Consider the following 14,671-nt stretch of genomic DNA (forward strand, 5'->3'; position numbering starts at 1 on the left):
GTGATCCCTGATCAGGCCAGCAAGGCCTGTAAGGTCGCCAGGTCGTCGGCCTCCTCGACAGGCTTGTCCAGGCGCCAGCGCAACATGCGTGGAAAGCGCACGGCGATGCCGCTCTTGTGGCGCTTGGACAGAGCAATGCCTTCAAAGCCCAACTCGAACACCAGCGTGGGCGTTACGCTGCGCACGGGGCCGAAGGTTTCCTGGGTGGTCTTGCGCACGATGGCATCGACCTTGCGCATCTCCTCGTCGGTCAGGCCGGAATAGGCCTTGGCGAAGGGGATCAACGTGCGGTCCGGGGTGCCGGCAGGGCCGTCCCAGACTGCGAAGGTGTAGTCGCTGTACAGGCTGGCGCGCCGTCCGTGGCCACGCTGGGCGTAGATCAGCACGGCGTCGACGCTGAACGGATCGATCTTCCACTTCCACCAGGTGCCCATGTCCTTGGTGCGGCCAACGCCATACAGTGCCTCGCGCTGCTTGAGCATCATGCCTTCCACGCCCAGGCTGCGTGACTGCTCCCGCTGCCGGGCAAGGTCCGCCCAGTCGGGCCCTTGCAGCAGCGGGGAGAGCAGTACAGGCGCAAGTGGGCAGGCTTCGAGCACACGTTCGAGCTGCGCGCGCCGCTCATGCTGCGGGCGACTGCGCCAGTCCTCGCCTTGCCATTCCAGCAAGTCATAGGCCTGCAACACCACTGGGGCATCACTCAACAGTTTCTTGCCCAAGGTCTTGCGACCCAGGCGTTGCTGCAGCAGGGCGAAGGGCTGAACGGACGCCTCTGCCTTGGCATCGCTCGCTTTCCAGACCAGGATCTCGCCATCGAGCACCACGCCATCGGGCAGGGTCTGGGCCAGGCTCTGCAACTCGGGAAAACGTTCGGTGACCAGCTCCTCACCGCGCGACCATACCCACAGCTGCCCGTCGCGCTTGACCACCTGTGCCCGGATGCCATCCCACTTCCATTCGATTTGCCACGCGCTGGGCGGCCCGAGCAGCGTATCGAACTGTTCGACCGGGGCCTGTAGGGGGTGCGCGAGAAAGAAGGGATAGGGCTGCCCGCCACGCTGACTATGCTCGTCGGCAGATTCGGGCGCTATCAGTTGAAGGTAGCGCTCGGCGGTTGGCCGGTGGCTGATGTCGGTATACCCGACCAACCGCTGGGCTACCCGTTTGGCGTCCAGCTCCGCCAACTGAGCCAGGGCGCGTGTGACCAGCAGTTTCGATACGCCGACGCGGAAACTGCCGGTGATCAGCTTCAGGCACAGCATCAGGCTGGGGCGATCCAGCCGTGCCCACAGAGGTGGCAGACGTTGCTGAAGTTCCTCCGGGGGCAGGCCGCGCAACGGCAGCAGGTAGGTTTCGACCCAATGCGCCAGACCTTCGTCATCGCCCTGCTGGGTGTCGGGCAACAACAGCGAAATGGTCTCGGCCAGATCGCCCACCGCCTGGTAGCTTTCCTCGAACAGCCAGTCCGGCAACCCTGCCATCGCGCCGGCCAGTTCGCGCAATACTCGGGTGGGCACCAGTTGACGCGGGCGCCCACCCGCCAGGAAATACACCGCCCAGGCGGCGTCCTGGGCCGGTGCGCTGGCGAAGTATTCGCGCAGGGCCTGAAGCTTGGCATTGCTGGAGGTGGTGCCATCGAGGCGCAAGTACAGTTCGGCGAAGGCTTTCATGCGCCCTTCTCCCCGGCTGTGGCGTCATCTTCCTCACCGTATTCGGTGACGAATGCGCGGGCGTCGAGCCCCTGTTCATTCAGGTAGCGCACCAGCACGCCCACCGATCCGTGGGTGACCATGACCCGTTCGGCGCCCGTCTGGCCGATGGCCCACAGCAGCCCAGGCCAATCGGCGTGGTCCGAGAGCACGAAGCCTTTGTCCACACCGCGTCTGCGCCGGGTGCCGCGCAGCAGCATCCAGCCACTGGCGAACGCGTCGCTGTAATCGCCGAAGCGCCGCATCCAGCTGCTGCCGCCAGCGGACGGCGGGGCCATCACCAGGGCCGTGCGCAACAGCGGATCGTTGCGTGCAATGTCGCCGGCATAGCGGGTTTCGGGCAGGTACACCCCCGCTTCGCGATACACCCTGTTCAGCGGCTCGACGGCACCGTGCACCAGGATCGCGCCAATGCTGGGGTCCAGGCCATGCAAGATGCGCTGCGCCTTGCCGAAGGCGTAGCAGAACAGCACGCTGGCCGTGCCCTGTTCGCTGTTGGCCCGCCACCAGGCATTGATGCCGGCGAACACATCCGCCTGGGTCGGCCAGCGGTAGATGGGCAGGCCAAACGTCGATTCGGTGATGAAGGTATGGCAGCGCACTGGCTCGAAGGGCGCGCAGGTGCCGTCTGGCTCGACCTTGTAGTCGCCCGACGCCACCCAGACCTCGCCCTGATATTCCAGGCGCACCTGTGCCGATCCCAGCACATGCCCGGCAGGGTGCAGGCTCAGGGTCACGCCGTGGTGCAACAGGCGCTCGCCGTAAGGCAGGGTCTGCAAGTTGATGTCCATGCCCAGGCGGCTGCGCAGGATACCGGCGCCGGGGTCTGCGGTGAGGTAATGGCGATTGCCGGAACGCGAGTGGTCACCGTGGCCGTGGGTGATCACGGCGCGGTCTACCGGCCGCCAGGGATCGATGTAGAAATCGCCGGGCGGACAGTACAGGCCTTCGGGTCGAGCGATGACGAGGTCCATGGCACACGCACTGGTAGGGAGTTACCAGTTAGGAGCCGCAGCGGCCAAGGGAAGTTCGACCGGTGGTTTGTTCAGCCCTTGACCATCGCAGCTGCTGCACGCCGCGGACCTTTTCTACTTGCCCGGTATCAGGGTCAGGCGCTGGGTGCCATAGGCACGTGCGAAGTGCTGGGGCGCAAGCGGCATGACCGCGAAGCGGCCCTTGAACCAGGCATCGAGGCCATCCCCATGATGCGGGCTGGCCGGGTTGCCGGACTGGCCGCTGCTGGTCAGCACCTGCAGGGGTTCAGCCTGGCTGAAGTCCACGATCAGCCGCGCCGATGCCGGCAGGCGGGTGACGAAGTCGCTTCCCCAGGCGTAGGGGGTAAAGGCGAGCGTGCTGAAGTCGCCGCCTGCAGGCTGTGCAGGACGGCCGATGGCATCTCCCAGCCCGTGGTAGGCCGGTGCAGGCCATTGGTATTGGTGCAGTTTGCCCCATTGCCAGGCGCTGCGATCGGCGCCCAGTTGGGCGATGCCCGTGTCCATTGCCGCAACCAGGCTGCGGGCCAGGATGGCGGGTTTGTCTTCCTTCTGGGGCGTACCGCGGTCGTCCCAGAACGGGCTGTCATCCCGGCCCAGCAGGTGATCGGCCTGTGCCGAGAACGACAGGCGTGCATTGCTCACGAATGCCTGCCAGGCCGCCCCCGACTCCGGCCCCAGTTCATCGAGGAACGTCTGACGGGCAACGGCCTGGAGGAACAGGGCGTACAGCGCAGCATCGGACGACACCGGGCTCAAGCGGCCATCGAATGCCTTGAGCCTGGCCAGCGCCGTACGGGCCTTGTCGCGCTGATCGGTGGGCAAGGCATTGATGGCCTGCTGCAGCGGGCCTGCCATACCTGGCGCGTCGAACATCTGCTTGAGCTTGCCGGCCAACAAGGTGACCTGATCGTTCTGTAATGCCATCAGGCTGCGGCCATCAAGGCGGCCATTGCCAGCGAGTTGGCCCAGGCGCTCGGCACGCTCCGGGTAGTACCAGCTGCTCGACAGCTGCATGCCGTAGCCGCGCGGCAGGCTGCGCTGGTTGGCGTGGCCGATCCAGCCAGCGGTCGGGTCCTGGTCGTACGGGTGCAGCATGGGGTCGGCATAGCCATCCCAGTCATAGCGCCCATCCCATCCCGGCGAAGGCAACAGGCCTTGGCCTTCTCGGCGGTTGGGGTAGCGCCCGCTCACCTGCCAGCCAATGTGCGAAGGTTCGGCAAAGACGAAGTTCAGCGCAGCAGCCGTGACATCACGGGTGCTGTCGAACGCGCGCTCCACGGTCTTGGCACGGGTCAGGTCGAACAGTGCATCAAGGCTGCGATCACCTTTGAACTGCGGCAAGTTCAGGGCAATGCCCAGGCTGGCATTGCCTGGCTGGCCGAGTAGCGTGCCATGACGCGTGTCATGCATCACTTCGCGCTGTGGGCGCTCGCCGCGCACCAGGAAGGTCTCGGTGTGTGCCCTGGCTGCAACCCATTTGCCGTCCGCCAGGTAACTGACCTGGTTGCCTTGGTGGCGCAGCTTTTCCAGGAACAGGTCCTGGTTGTCGGCCATCACCGCGCTGCTGGTCCATCCCAGCTGGCCGTTGTAGCCAGCCAGCACGATCGGCAGGCCCGGCAGCGACAGGCCGGCCACCTGGTACTTGCTGGTGTGGATCTGTACCGGGCTCAGCGCCCAGACTGCACGGCTGTCGCTGGCCAGCAGGCTCTTGCCGCTGCGGCTGCGTTGCGGGCTGATGGCCAGGTTGGCTGAACCGGGGCTACCCAGCAGGTCAAGGTCGACCAGTTTCTGGCTGGCGGCTGCCAGGGCAGACAACCCCGGCAACTGACTGGCAAGGTCCAGGCCCTTGAGCTTGGCTGCTTCGCCTTCGGCCAGCGGTTCGTCGGCGGCGCCGGGCAGCAGCCAGGCCAGCTTGTCACTGCCGACTTTCTGCGCCAGGGTCAAGGCGCTGATCTCTTCTTGCAGGTTGACCGACTGGCTGAAGGCATACAACGCGAATATCAGCGCGGAGTCTTCAGGCTTCCAGTATTCGGGGCGGTAGCCGCTGTTGGCCAGGTCCGCCGGCAGCTTGTCGCGGTAGCGGAACAGGTAGGCGTTGACCCCGCGCGCATAGACGTCGAAGAAACGCTTGAGCCGTGGCGATGCGTCGGCGTACAGCTGTGCCGCGCTTTGCTTGAGGTTGGCGGCGCGCATCAAACGGTCGATATCCAGTGCATCGCGGCCCGCCACTTCAGCCAGCCGCCCCTGGGCCAGCAACCGCATGGCAACCATTTGCTCGATCCGGTCCCCGGCATGCACGTAGCCCAAGGTGAACAGCGCGTCATGGAATGTGCTGCTCTCAATCAGCGGAGCGCCCATGGCATTGCGCCTGACCGACACGTTCTGGGCCAGGCCCTTGAGCGGCTGCACGCCGCTGGCCGGCGGCAGGCTGTCCTGTTGGGCAGTGGTCTGGCAACCGGCCAGGCCAAGTGAACCGAGCAGCAGGGCAGCCGTTGCAGCGCGCGGGCGGAAAAAGAAAAGGGCGGGGGCGGCCATGGCAAGGCTCCTGCAAGGCATAGCGGGGATGGAAAGGCGCTAAGGTAGTGAGCAGGCCGCCTGGGTGCAAGGCCTGCCCTGGCTTTATTTCGGCACATCGGCCCAGCGCTGGATGAGTGGCAAGACCTTGTCGGCCATTTGCCAATCCCCGGCCGTGACGCCGGGGTATCCAGGGGCGCGTTGCAGCGGGTCAAACTTCGAAATGCACAGCCATGGCGTCGGAAAAGTGCGTGCAGTTGATGCGGGTGTACCGAACGTAGTTGCGCGTGATCGCAAAGGATTCGCCAGGCATCAGCAGCACATCGTGCTGTTCGAGTTGGCGCAAGAAAGGATGCAGGTTGGCAATATCGGGGTGATGGACCCACAGGAACATGCCGCCGTGCGGCGTGATGTCGAAGCGCCAGCCGCGGTCTGTCAGCGTGCGCTGGGTCTGAACCTGCTGTCGAATCAGGCGTTGCTGCAAGTCGCTCATGTGCCTGGCGTAGGTGCCGTCGGTGAGGATCGTATTGACGAAGCGCTCGCAGAATGCAGGCACGGCCACGCAGGTGAGCAGTTTTAGGCGCATGAGCGGTTCGACCAGTGCAGCCGGGCAGGCGATGTAACCCACGCGCAGGGAGGCGGACAGGCACTTGGAGAAGCTGCCGATATAGATGACCTGCTGCAGGTTATCCAAGCCGGCGAAGGTCTGGCGCACACCCGGGCTGAAGTCGCCGTACACGTCGTCTTCGACGACGTAGAAGCCGTGTTCGATCGCCAGTCTCAGCACGCCGAAGGCGTTGTGCGGGCTGACGTTACTGCCGGTGGGGTTGTGGAATGTGCTGTTGCAGAAGAAGGCCTTGACCTTGTGCTGGGCCAGGTGCCGCTGCATGTCTTCAAGGTCCGGACCGTCCTGCAGTCGACGGATGCCGACCACGTGCCCCCCGGCCAGCTCGATCAGCTTGACCAGGTTGCCGTTGCAAGGCTCGTCAACGAACACGTGATCGCCAGGGGCGATCAGCAGGCGGGCCACCAGGTCCAGGGCCTGGGTGGCGCCCAAGGTGCTGATTAATTGCTGCGGGCCTACATCGATCTGGGTCATGCGCCGCAGGTGCACGCACAACTGCTTGCGCATGGGCAGGTAACCCTGGATGTCGCCATAGTCGGCCAGTGAGCTTTGCTCCAGGCGCGCCGTACGCCGCACGGCCTTGGCCAGCAGCTCGGTGTCGCGCCAGGCAGGGGGCAGCCAGCCGCAGCCGAGCTTGGTGTAGTGCGGGCCGCCTTGCAGCAGCTTGAACAGCGCGTCCCCGGCCATATGCCCGGGCGCCTCGTCCCTGGCTGGCGGCCGAATGGTACCGGCCACGAAGTAGCCACGCCCTGGCACGGCCGTCAACAACCCTTCACTGACCAGGCGCCCATAGCTGGACACGACCTCGTGGTAGGTGGCACCCGTGCTGGCCGTGAGCTTGCGAATCGACGGCATGCGTTGCCCGGGCAGCCATTCGCTGGCAGCCAGACGCTGCCGGAGTTGATGAAGGAGAGTGTCAGCACGCATCGACTGGCCCGTCAGTGTTAGAAAAAACAGCCTAACAGTTAGCTGGAAACCGCGTCGACTGTTCGCCCGTGGTCAGCCGATCAGTGAGAAGCTTTGGCGCATTCATTTACTGCGCCTTCAGCGAGCACGCCATGAGCGAAATCCTGCCAGCACGCACCTACCTGTATTTCATCGCACAATCGGTCAACCTCACCACGGCTGTGATGTCCGTGACCATGGCAGCCCTTGTCGGTGCTGCCCTGGCACCCGATCCTGCGTGGGCGACGGTGCCCTACGGGTTTCAGTTTCTCTGCGTGATGCTGGCGACTTACCCGGTGTCGTGGCTGATGGAGCGCATCGGTCGTCGCCGCGCATTCATGCTGGGGGCTCTGCCCTTGGCCGTATCCGGCGTCAGCGGGTTCCTGGCCGTGCAGCACCAGCACTTTTTCGCCTTGATACTCAGCCACTGTGCCTTAGGGGTGTACATCGCGTTCGCCAACTTCAACCGGTTTGCCGCTACCGACAATCTGACACAACACCTCAAGGCGCGGGCGCTTTCACTGGTGGTGGCAGGCGGCGTGATCGCGGCCGTGGCGGGGCCGGCCTTGACCGGGTGGCTCAGGGATGTGGGCGGGTATCCACTGTTCTCGCTGTGCTATGCCGTCTTTATTGGTCTGGCGCTCGTGTCGTGGTTGATAGCCCTGTGCTTGCCCAAGGAGATGCCGGTGAATCGCCCGCAGCAGGGCCTGCAAGCGTCCGAGACGGTGCGACCTGCGCCACGCAGGGTGTTGGTGGTGGCAATGAGCGTGGCGGCGCTGGGATACGGCATCATGAACCTGTTGATGATCCAGGCTTCGCTGCACATGAAAGGTATGCACCAGGACTTCGCCGACGTGCGCATGGCCATCCAGTGGCATGTCGTGGCGATGTTTGCGCCGTCGTTCTTCACAGGCAGCATCATTAAACGGTTGGGCATCAAGGTAACGATCTGCGCAGGGTTGGGCCTGTTCGTGGTGAGCACGGCCTTGAACATGGGGTCCAGCAGTTATGCAGTGATGACCGCGGCCCTGATCGCACTGGGCCTGGGTTGGAACCTGACCTATGTGGGCGGGGGCGCGCTGCTGGCGCAGGCATTGCAGGACAGCCCGTGCGCGATGCGCCTGCAGGGCAAGAATGACCTGGCCATTGCCGTGTGTGCCACGCTCGGGGCCTTTACGCCTTCCTTGTTACTGGACACGGCAGGCTGGAAGGGCACCAACGGTCTGTGCATGGTGCTGTGCCTGGGGCTGTTGCTGGCCACCGCGCTACGGTTGCCAGCCAAGCCGGGCACCTCGGCGCCCAAGCTGCAGACCGCGCCGCGCCCGCGCTAACGGACAGGCGCGGTGCCGTCGAACGGCGGGGCGGCGGTCAGGCGCCGTGGCACTTCTTGAATTTCTTCTCGCTGCCGCACGGGCACGGATCGTTGCGGCCAACATCCTTGAGGGCGTTGCGCACCGGCTCCTGGTGACCGTGGTTGCAGTGCGGCCCATGGACATGGCCGTGATCATGGTGATGATCGTGGTCGTGGTCGCAGTCAGGGCCGTGAACGTGAGGCTGTTGGGACATTGCAGGGTTACTCCAGGTAATGATCGCCGGGCATTATCTCACCACCACGCAACAAGTGCAGGTTCCGATGGATCAACAGGCCGGTGCGCAGTTCGGCCTTGAGCGTGTATTTCAAAGGCTGGTGGCTCTTGAGCATCTTGGCCAGTGGCTTGAGGCGCTGCCACAGGTTGGTACGGGCGGTGATCTTGAAGGTGCGCTGGTCGTGTCCGCCAACGCTGCGCCACAGGCTGGCTTCGTCCTCTGCCAGCAGCACATCGTTCAACCGCAGGGCATAGGACAGGTTGCGGATGAACAGGCGACTGTCGTTGGGGTTTTCCACCCGCACATGGAGCACGAATTCCTGTTGCAGCAGGCGGGCCTTGACCGTTTCCACCCTGACCAGGTGGATCTCCGGTTGCCGCCAGGGCTCACCGCCCCAACTGACGCAGCCGCCCAGAAGCATCACCAGCAAGGCAGGCAGCAGGACACGCAGGCGAGTCATCATGCTCAGCCACCCACATAGCTGGCGCAGCATTTCTTGAATTTCTGCCCGCTTTGGCAAGGGCAGGGATCGTTGCGCGTGGCGTTCAGGCCCACGGTGGGGTCGATGAAATACCAGCGGCCTTCGTGCTGCACGAAGGCCGAGCGTTCGCGGTGCTGATGATCGCCGTCCTGGTCATGCCAGCGGGCAGTGAAGGTCACGAAGCCGTGCTCGGGCTGGCCACCGATCAGCTCGGCGTCCTCCACCTCCAAGCCCAGCCAGGTGCTCTGGGCACTCCAGGCGGCCATGGCGGCGCGATCCAGGCCGGCCTGCTGGGCTGGCAAGGTGGTCGCCACCAAGTAATCGACCAGCCCCAGCACATAGGCGCTGTAACGTGAGCGCATCAGCGCCTGGGCATCCGGTGCCGGCGTGCCAGCGTGGTAATGCCCGCAGCAGGCGTCGAGCAGGTTGCCACTGCCACATGGGCAGACCGAAACACTCATCATCACCACCAGTATTTGCCGAAGTTTTCAGGGTTGGCCCAGAACCGCGCGTTCAGCCAGTCAGGGACCTGCTTGTAGTCATGTAGATCATAGGTGAACAGGCTCAACACCTGCTGGTCGCGCTGAAACTTCTCGCTGGCCGACAGGGCCAGGGCGAAGAAGTCCGTGTCCTGCCAGCCGCAGGCCGCCAGGTCGGCCAGCACTGCGACTCGACTGGCGTTGAGATTGCGGATGCCACCAAGCAGTTCCAACCCGTTGCGCTTGGGCAGGTGCTCCAGGCAATCGACCAGAAGCGCCAGGTCGAAGCGCTGTGCTGCCAGTTCAGCCGGCAGCGGGCCCGGCGGTGCGCTCGCCAGGCTCGCCTCAGGGTGGGCCAGCAGGAAGGCATCAAGTGCCGGGAACCGCGTGCCCACCAGCAACAGGCGTTGCGGGGTGACGCGCTCGAGCAAGGCAGCGAGCGCCTGCTGCGGCGTGCGTTGGGAAAAACCGTCGGTCATTGCCAGTCCTCATCAAGATTAGCCAAGACTATCGGGCCAGCGCCTGTCGGCATAGGGCCGTGGCATGCGGTCATGGCAAATGGCTGGCAGGCTGCGCAAGCAGCGTCTTTACTGCCCTGATCGGCCACGATGCCGATTCCCCCCTAGAAGAGGCTATGAAATGAGCATAGTACGCACAGCTGTACCTCTGGTTCTGCTCACCAGTGTGTTGACTGGTTGCGCGGGTTTGCAAAAGACCGACTGGCCCAAATGTGCGGCGGTCGGCGGTGTGGGCGGCGCGGCACTTGGCGCTATTGAAAGCTCGAGTTGGGCAGGTTGGGGTGCACTGCTCGGGGGCGGGCTTGCAGCGGGGTATTGCTGGGCCCATGGGGATGGCGACGAAGACGGCGACGGCGTACCGGACAGCCGCGACAAGTGCCCAGGTACACCGCGCGGCGTCCAGGTCGATGCTAACGGTTGCCCGCCGCCTGCGCCGCAGGTCGAAGCTGTGGTCGTCGAGCAGGTGGTGGTCGAGAAAGAAGAAGTGATCGTCATCCGCGACGTGCATTTCGAATTCGACTCTGCAAGGCTCACCGCTGCCGACAAGCAGCGCCTCAATACCATCGCTACACGCCTGAAGCAGGAAGCGCCTTCGGCCCGCTTGAGCGTGAGCGGCCACACCGACAGCGTAGGCGCCGACAGCTACAACCAGAAACTCTCCGAGCGCCGTGCCCATTCGGTCACCGACTATCTGGTTGAAAGCGGCATCCCGCGCAACAGCTTCGTGTCTGTGGTCGGGGCTGGCGAATCCCAACCTGTGGCCGACAACGCCACCGCCGAGGGGCGTGCCATGAACCGTCGTACGGAAATCAAGATCCAACGGTGAGGCAATGGCGCCCGCGCACCGTTACAGCGCGGGCGCTCTGCAATCGCCTTGGGCGGTAATGGCCGGAGGACTAGACCTTGCCAAGCAGGATATGCGCTGGCGCGGTTCCCGACCGAGCAGTTACTGTGAAACGGTCGCGTTGGCCATCCCGGCAGTACGCCATACGGTGGGGCAGAGCATGAAATTCATCTTGAGCCTGGGCAAGCTCCTGACCATAGTCTTCTGGGGCGTAGTGCTGTACAACCAGATGGTGCCGCAACCTGTGCCGTTGAACCTGTTGATCAACGCCACGGGCTTGATGTTGGCGCTGCTGCACCTGCTCGAAATGCTGGTGTTCAATGCCAGTCTGCGCGGCCGTAGCCATCGCTGGTTCGACCGTCTGCAGATCCTGTTGACGGGCATTTTCCACATCATGTCCATCCCCCGCGCGCAAGAGGCGCCACGAAATGCGTAATCTGATGTTGTTCGCCCTGCTGGCCGCGCCGCTTGCGCAGGCACAGAACCTGGAAGTACCCGCCAATTCCATGCTGCGCCTGCCAACCAAGTCGGCCGAGGTGCACCTGGAGCAGCTCAGGGTGGCAGACGATGCCACCTTGCTGCTTCCCGCCACGCTCGCCTCGCTGACGGTCGATCGGCTGGAGCTGGGCCGTGATGCCCGTATCGCCGTGGCACCGGCCGATACCCCGCTCCTGATCGAGGCCGCCAGTGCCAGCCTGGGTGCTGGCAGTGAGTTCAGTGCGCCGGGCGCGCCTGGGACCTATGAACGTGCCGCGCGTTCAGGGCGCGGGCTTGACCTCAAGCTTGCCCAGCTAGAGGGCGAACAACTGTCCATCGATGCCCGCGGTGGCGCGGGTGCGCCAGGGTTCGCCGGGCTCGATGGCGCCAACGGCCAGGCCGGTGGCTGCACCTGGGGCCGTGCCAGCCGTGGTTTCAACGGGGATGACGGCGGCAATGGCCACGACGGTGCGCCGGGTGGTCGAATTCGCCTGAGCGTACCCGAGGCTTTCCCGGCCGATCGCATCAGGGTGCGCCTTGACGGGGGCGCGCCGGGTAAGCCTGGTGCCGCAGGCAAGGCGGGCAAGGGCGGTGCGAGCAAGGGTTGCCTGGTCTACCGCACCTCGCCGGGCCACAGTGGCCGCGCCGGGCAACCGGGTCAGCCAGGCCTTGCCGGGGCTGCTGGCGAGCTGATCCTGCAGCGACTCTGATCGCTGCGGGTACGCTCAGAACATCAGGCGGGCACTGGCCACGGCGACCACGGCCAGGCCCAGCAGCAGGTTCACCCCCACCATCCGGCGGATGCGCCCCAGCACGGCCGCTGCCCCCGGCCAATCCTCGGCCTGGATCGCCGTTTTCATTTGCGCAAGCAGCAACGCCTGGATACGCATGAACAGGGCGAACATGACGATACCGCCCCCGATCATCACCTGGACGTACCGCGGCGCGGTTTCAAAGCCATTGAAGCGCAGGTGGATCATGCCCACGCCGCTTATCGCCAAAATCGCCACGGCCACCCAGATCCAGCCGAAGAAGCGTCGGAAAACTTCCGCCCATAACCGTAGCCTGGCAGGCCCGTCCAGCGCTGCAACCGTTGCCGGGCGCAGTACCATCCAGGCGAAGAACATGCCCCCCACCCAGACCAGGGCGGCCAGAACGTGCAGGGTGTAGGGCAGGGCAAAGGCAGTCATCCGGATCTCCATGCGGCATAAACAGCGTGAGCGGGGTATGATAGCCGCCCTATGCGCGATACTGAAAATATATCCAGCCCTTCGGGCGCCTGCACACCATGATCAGCACTGAACTCAAAGCCACCATCCAGGGCGCCTATACGCGATTTCTCGAAGCCAAGAGCCTCAAGCCGCGTTACGGCCAGCGCCTGATGATCGCCGAGGTAGCCAAGGTCCTCGGGGACATTCCCTGCGACGACGAAGGCCGCCGTGCCGGCGAACCCGCCGTCGTGGCGGTGGAGGCGGGCACCGGTACCGGCAAGACGGTTGCCTACAGCCTGGCGGCCATTCCGGCGGCCAAGGCGGCAGGCAAGCGTCTGGTCATCGCCACTGCGACCGTGGCGCTGCAGGAGCAGATCGTCTTCAAGGACCTGCCTGACCTGATGCGCAACAGCGGGCTGAATTTCAGCTTTGCCCTGGCCAAGGGGCGGGGCCGCTACCTGTGCCTGTCCAAGCTCGACATCCTGGTCCAGGAAGGCCACGCCCAGACCTCCCAGGCGCAGTTGCTGGAGGAAGAAGGTTTTCGCATCGACGTGGACGAGCGCAGCCTGAAGCTGTTCAACAGCATGATCGAAAAGCTGGCCGGCAACCGTTGGGACGGTGATCGCGACAGTTGGCCAGACAGCCTCGAAGACGAGGACTGGGCACGGCTGACCACCGACCACAGCCAATGCACCGGCCGCCACTGTCCCAATTTCCAGCAGTGCGTGTTCTACAAGGCCCGTGAAGGCATGGGCAAGGTAGACGTAATCGTCACCAACCACGACATGGTGCTGGCCGACCTGGCGCTGGGCGGCGGTGCGGTGCTCCCGGCCCCCCGGGACACCATGTACGTGTTCGACGAAGGGCATCACCTGCCAGACAAAGCCATCGGCCACTTCGCCCATTATTCACGGTTGCGTTCGACGGCCGACTGGCTAGAGCAAACCGCCAAGAACCTGACCAAGCTGCTGGCCCAGCACCCCCTGCCGGGCGATCTGGGCAAGCTGATCGAACAGGTGCCCGAGCTTGCCCGCGAAATCCGCACCCAGCAGCAGTTCATGTTCACGCTCTGCGAGCAGGTGGCCGATTTTCGTCCAGGCGAAGACAACGAAGGGCGTGAACGCCCCCGCTACCGTTTTCCAGGTGGCGTGGTGCCCGATGAAATCCGCGAGGTCGGCGTCGAGCTGAAAAAAGGCTTTGCCCGTCTGAACGATGTGTTCACCCGCCTGACCGACCTGCTCAAGGAAGGCATGGGCGGCGAGGTCAGCATTGGCATCGCCAGCCACCAGGCCGAGGAGTGGTACCCGCTGTTCGGTAGCCTGCAGACCCGTGCCCAGGGCAACTGGGAATTGTGGACGGCGTTCACCGCCGAAGACCCCGAGGACAGCCCGCCCATGGCCCGCTGGCTGACCTTGGCCGAGAGTGGGGCACTGTTCGATATCGAGGTCAATGCCAGCCCCATTTTGGCGGCCGAGATGCTGCGGCGCAGCTTGTGGAACGTGGCACACGGCGCATTGGTCACTTCTGCGACCCTGACTGCGCTGGGCAAGTTCGACCGCTTCCGCATGCGTTCGGGGTTGCCCCGCGATGCGGTTTCCTGCGTGGTGCCCAGCCCGTTCGTGCACGGTGATGCAGGCCTGCTGCGGGTGCCCGACCTCAAGGCCGACCCCCGTGACGCCGCCGGCCACACCGCGGCCATCATTCGCGAGTTGCCGGGCATCGTCGAAGATGCCCGCGGCGCGCTGGTGTTGTTCTCGTCACGCAAGCAGATGCAGGACGTGTTCGATGGCCTGGACCGGGACTGGCGCAAGCTGGTGCTGATCCAGGGCAACTTGTCCAAGCAGGAAACCCTGAACAAGCACAAGGCCCGCGTCGACGACGGCCAGCACAGCGTGCTGTTCGGCCTGGCCAGCTTCGCCGAGGGCGTCGACTTGCCGGGGGCCTATTGCGAGCACGTGGTCATCGCCAAGATCCCGTTTGCCGTGCCTGACGACCCCGTCGAGGCGGCCTTGGCAGAGTGGATCGAAGCGCGAGGCGGCAATCCATTCATGGAAATTGCCGTGCCTGATGCCTCGTTGCGCCTGATCCAGGCATGTGGCCGACTGTTGCGCACCGAGCAGGACCGCGGTGTCATCACCTTGCTGGACCGGCGCCTGGTCACCCAGCGCTACGGCAAGGCTATTCTCAATGCGCTGCCGCCATTTCGGCGGGAGATTTCCTGACGGCCGGAGCGCTTGCGCCGGCACGTTGTCCAACCTCAGTCGTGGGCCATGAGGGCCCTGAAGG

At 64.6% G+C, this 14,671-nt stretch carries 14 protein-coding genes; 5 read left to right on the plus strand and 9 right to left on the minus strand.

Translation table 11 applies throughout. The annotated features are described in order from the left end of the window. Positions 1 to 11: 11 nt before the first annotated feature. From B2J77_RS05035 to B2J77_RS05050, 4 genes are all read right to left on the minus strand, one after another. The gene (locus B2J77_RS05035; RefSeq protein ID WP_058637957.1) at positions 12 to 1,670 is read right to left on the minus strand and encodes an ATP-dependent DNA ligase; all 1,659 of its coding nucleotides are present in this window, start codon (positions 1,668 to 1,670) and stop codon (positions 12 to 14) included. Beyond that, a complete protein-coding gene (locus tag B2J77_RS05040; protein WP_078478102.1) occupies positions 1,667 to 2,683 on the minus strand; it encodes a ligase-associated DNA damage response exonuclease in 1,017 nt (338 codons plus the stop codon). The genes B2J77_RS05035 and B2J77_RS05040 overlap by 4 nt, the downstream gene beginning before the upstream one ends. Positions 2,684 to 2,797: 114 nt before the next feature. Next, on the minus strand, positions 2,798 to 5,239 hold the full coding sequence (locus B2J77_RS05045; protein WP_058637959.1) for a penicillin acylase family protein: 2,442 nt from the start codon (positions 5,237 to 5,239) through the stop codon (positions 2,798 to 2,800). 190 nt (positions 5,240 to 5,429) lie between these two features. Further along, a complete protein-coding gene (locus B2J77_RS05050; RefSeq protein WP_078478103.1) occupies positions 5,430 to 6,770 on the minus strand; it encodes a PLP-dependent aminotransferase family protein in 1,341 nt (446 codons plus the stop codon). Between the two features lie 131 nt (positions 6,771 to 6,901). On the opposite strand from B2J77_RS05050, the gene B2J77_RS05055 reads away from it, so the two are divergent. After that, positions 6,902 to 8,119, plus strand: coding sequence for an MFS transporter (locus tag B2J77_RS05055; RefSeq protein WP_078478104.1), 1,218 nt, complete (start codon positions 6,902 to 6,904; stop codon positions 8,117 to 8,119). A 37-nt stretch (positions 8,120 to 8,156) separates the two neighbouring features. Here the strand turns inward: B2J77_RS05055 and B2J77_RS05060 are convergent, their stop codons facing one another. Genes B2J77_RS05060 through B2J77_RS05075 form a run of 4 tightly spaced genes read right to left on the minus strand, consistent with a single transcriptional unit; the run spans position 8,157 to position 9,814 of the window. Further along, positions 8,157 to 8,354: an SEC-C metal-binding domain-containing protein gene (locus B2J77_RS05060; RefSeq protein ID WP_023535239.1), complete on the minus strand. Its 198-nt coding sequence runs from the start codon at positions 8,352 to 8,354 to the stop codon at positions 8,157 to 8,159. Positions 8,355 to 8,361: 7 nt separating this feature from the next. After that, complete coding sequence (locus B2J77_RS05065; RefSeq protein ID WP_078478105.1) at positions 8,362 to 8,838, minus strand: LEA type 2 family protein; 477 nt, start codon at positions 8,836 to 8,838, stop codon at positions 8,362 to 8,364. Between the two features lie 2 nt (positions 8,839 to 8,840). Further along, positions 8,841 to 9,317 carry a YchJ family protein gene (locus tag B2J77_RS05070; protein WP_058606045.1) on the minus strand — a complete coding sequence of 159 codons (477 nt, stop codon included), beginning with the start codon at positions 9,315 to 9,317 and terminating at the stop codon, positions 8,841 to 8,843. Positions 9,318 to 9,319: 2 nt separating this feature from the next. After that, entirely contained in the window at positions 9,320 to 9,814 is a 495-nt protein-coding gene (locus B2J77_RS05075) for a DUF6231 family protein (protein WP_078478106.1), read from the minus strand. A gap of 160 nt (positions 9,815 to 9,974) precedes the next feature. On the opposite strand from B2J77_RS05075, the gene B2J77_RS05080 reads away from it, so the two are divergent. From B2J77_RS05080 to B2J77_RS05090, 3 genes are all read left to right on the plus strand, one after another. Continuing rightward, the gene (locus B2J77_RS05080) at positions 9,975 to 10,679 is read left to right on the plus strand and encodes an OmpA family protein (RefSeq protein ID WP_027915328.1); all 705 of its coding nucleotides are present in this window, start codon (positions 9,975 to 9,977) and stop codon (positions 10,677 to 10,679) included. Between the two features lie 178 nt (positions 10,680 to 10,857). Next, positions 10,858 to 11,133 carry a DUF1145 domain-containing protein gene (locus B2J77_RS05085; protein ID WP_058606062.1) on the plus strand — a complete coding sequence of 92 codons (276 nt, stop codon included), beginning with the start codon at positions 10,858 to 10,860 and terminating at the stop codon, positions 11,131 to 11,133. Continuing rightward, positions 11,126 to 11,884, plus strand: coding sequence for a hypothetical protein (locus tag B2J77_RS05090; protein WP_058637965.1), 759 nt, complete (start codon positions 11,126 to 11,128; stop codon positions 11,882 to 11,884). The genes B2J77_RS05085 and B2J77_RS05090 overlap by 8 nt, the downstream gene beginning before the upstream one ends. Before the next feature lie 15 nt (positions 11,885 to 11,899). Here the strand turns inward: B2J77_RS05090 and B2J77_RS05095 are convergent, their stop codons facing one another. Next, on the minus strand, positions 11,900 to 12,364 hold the full coding sequence (locus B2J77_RS05095) for a CopD family protein (protein WP_078478107.1): 465 nt from the start codon (positions 12,362 to 12,364) through the stop codon (positions 11,900 to 11,902). A 98-nt stretch (positions 12,365 to 12,462) separates the two neighbouring features. Here B2J77_RS05095 and dinG point away from each other — a divergent pair, with 98 nt between their 5' ends. Next, a complete protein-coding gene (gene dinG / locus B2J77_RS05100) occupies positions 12,463 to 14,607 on the plus strand; it encodes an ATP-dependent DNA helicase DinG (protein ID WP_023535209.1) in 2,145 nt (714 codons plus the stop codon). Positions 14,608 to 14,671: the final 64 nt, after the last annotated feature.

The organism is Pseudomonas parafulva (assembly GCF_002021815.1).
Lineage (GTDB): Bacteria > Pseudomonadota > Gammaproteobacteria > Pseudomonadales > Pseudomonadaceae > Aquipseudomonas > Aquipseudomonas parafulva_B.

Coding starts and splice junctions, on each gene's coding strand:
- B2J77_RS05035 (WP_058637957.1), bottom strand. CDS start 1,670: ATGAAAGCCTTCGCCGAACTGTACTTGCGCCTCGATGGCACCACCTCC.
- B2J77_RS05040 (WP_078478102.1), bottom strand. CDS start 2,683: ATGGACCTCGTCATCGCTCGACCCGAAGGCCTGTACTGTCCGCCCGGC.
- B2J77_RS05045 (WP_058637959.1), bottom strand. CDS start 5,239: ATGGCCGCCCCCGCCCTTTTCTTTTTCCGCCCGCGCGCTGCAACGGCT.
- B2J77_RS05050 (WP_078478103.1), bottom strand. CDS start 6,770: ATGCGTGCTGACACTCTCCTTCATCAACTCCGGCAGCGTCTGGCTGCC.
- B2J77_RS05055 (WP_078478104.1), top strand. CDS start 6,902: ATGAGCGAAATCCTGCCAGCACGCACCTACCTGTATTTCATCGCACAA.
- B2J77_RS05060 (WP_023535239.1), bottom strand. CDS start 8,354: ATGTCCCAACAGCCTCACGTTCACGGCCCTGACTGCGACCACGACCAC.
- B2J77_RS05065 (WP_078478105.1), bottom strand. CDS start 8,838: ATGATGACTCGCCTGCGTGTCCTGCTGCCTGCCTTGCTGGTGATGCTT.
- B2J77_RS05070 (WP_058606045.1), bottom strand. CDS start 9,317: ATGAGTGTTTCGGTCTGCCCATGTGGCAGTGGCAACCTGCTCGACGCC.
- B2J77_RS05075 (WP_078478106.1), bottom strand. CDS start 9,814: ATGACCGACGGTTTTTCCCAACGCACGCCGCAGCAGGCGCTCGCTGCC.
- B2J77_RS05080 (WP_027915328.1), top strand. CDS start 9,975: ATGAGCATAGTACGCACAGCTGTACCTCTGGTTCTGCTCACCAGTGTG.
- B2J77_RS05085 (WP_058606062.1), top strand. CDS start 10,858: ATGAAATTCATCTTGAGCCTGGGCAAGCTCCTGACCATAGTCTTCTGG.
- B2J77_RS05090 (WP_058637965.1), top strand. CDS start 11,126: ATGCGTAATCTGATGTTGTTCGCCCTGCTGGCCGCGCCGCTTGCGCAG.
- B2J77_RS05095 (WP_078478107.1), bottom strand. CDS start 12,364: ATGACTGCCTTTGCCCTGCCCTACACCCTGCACGTTCTGGCCGCCCTG.
- dinG (WP_023535209.1), top strand. CDS start 12,463: ATGATCAGCACTGAACTCAAAGCCACCATCCAGGGCGCCTATACGCGA.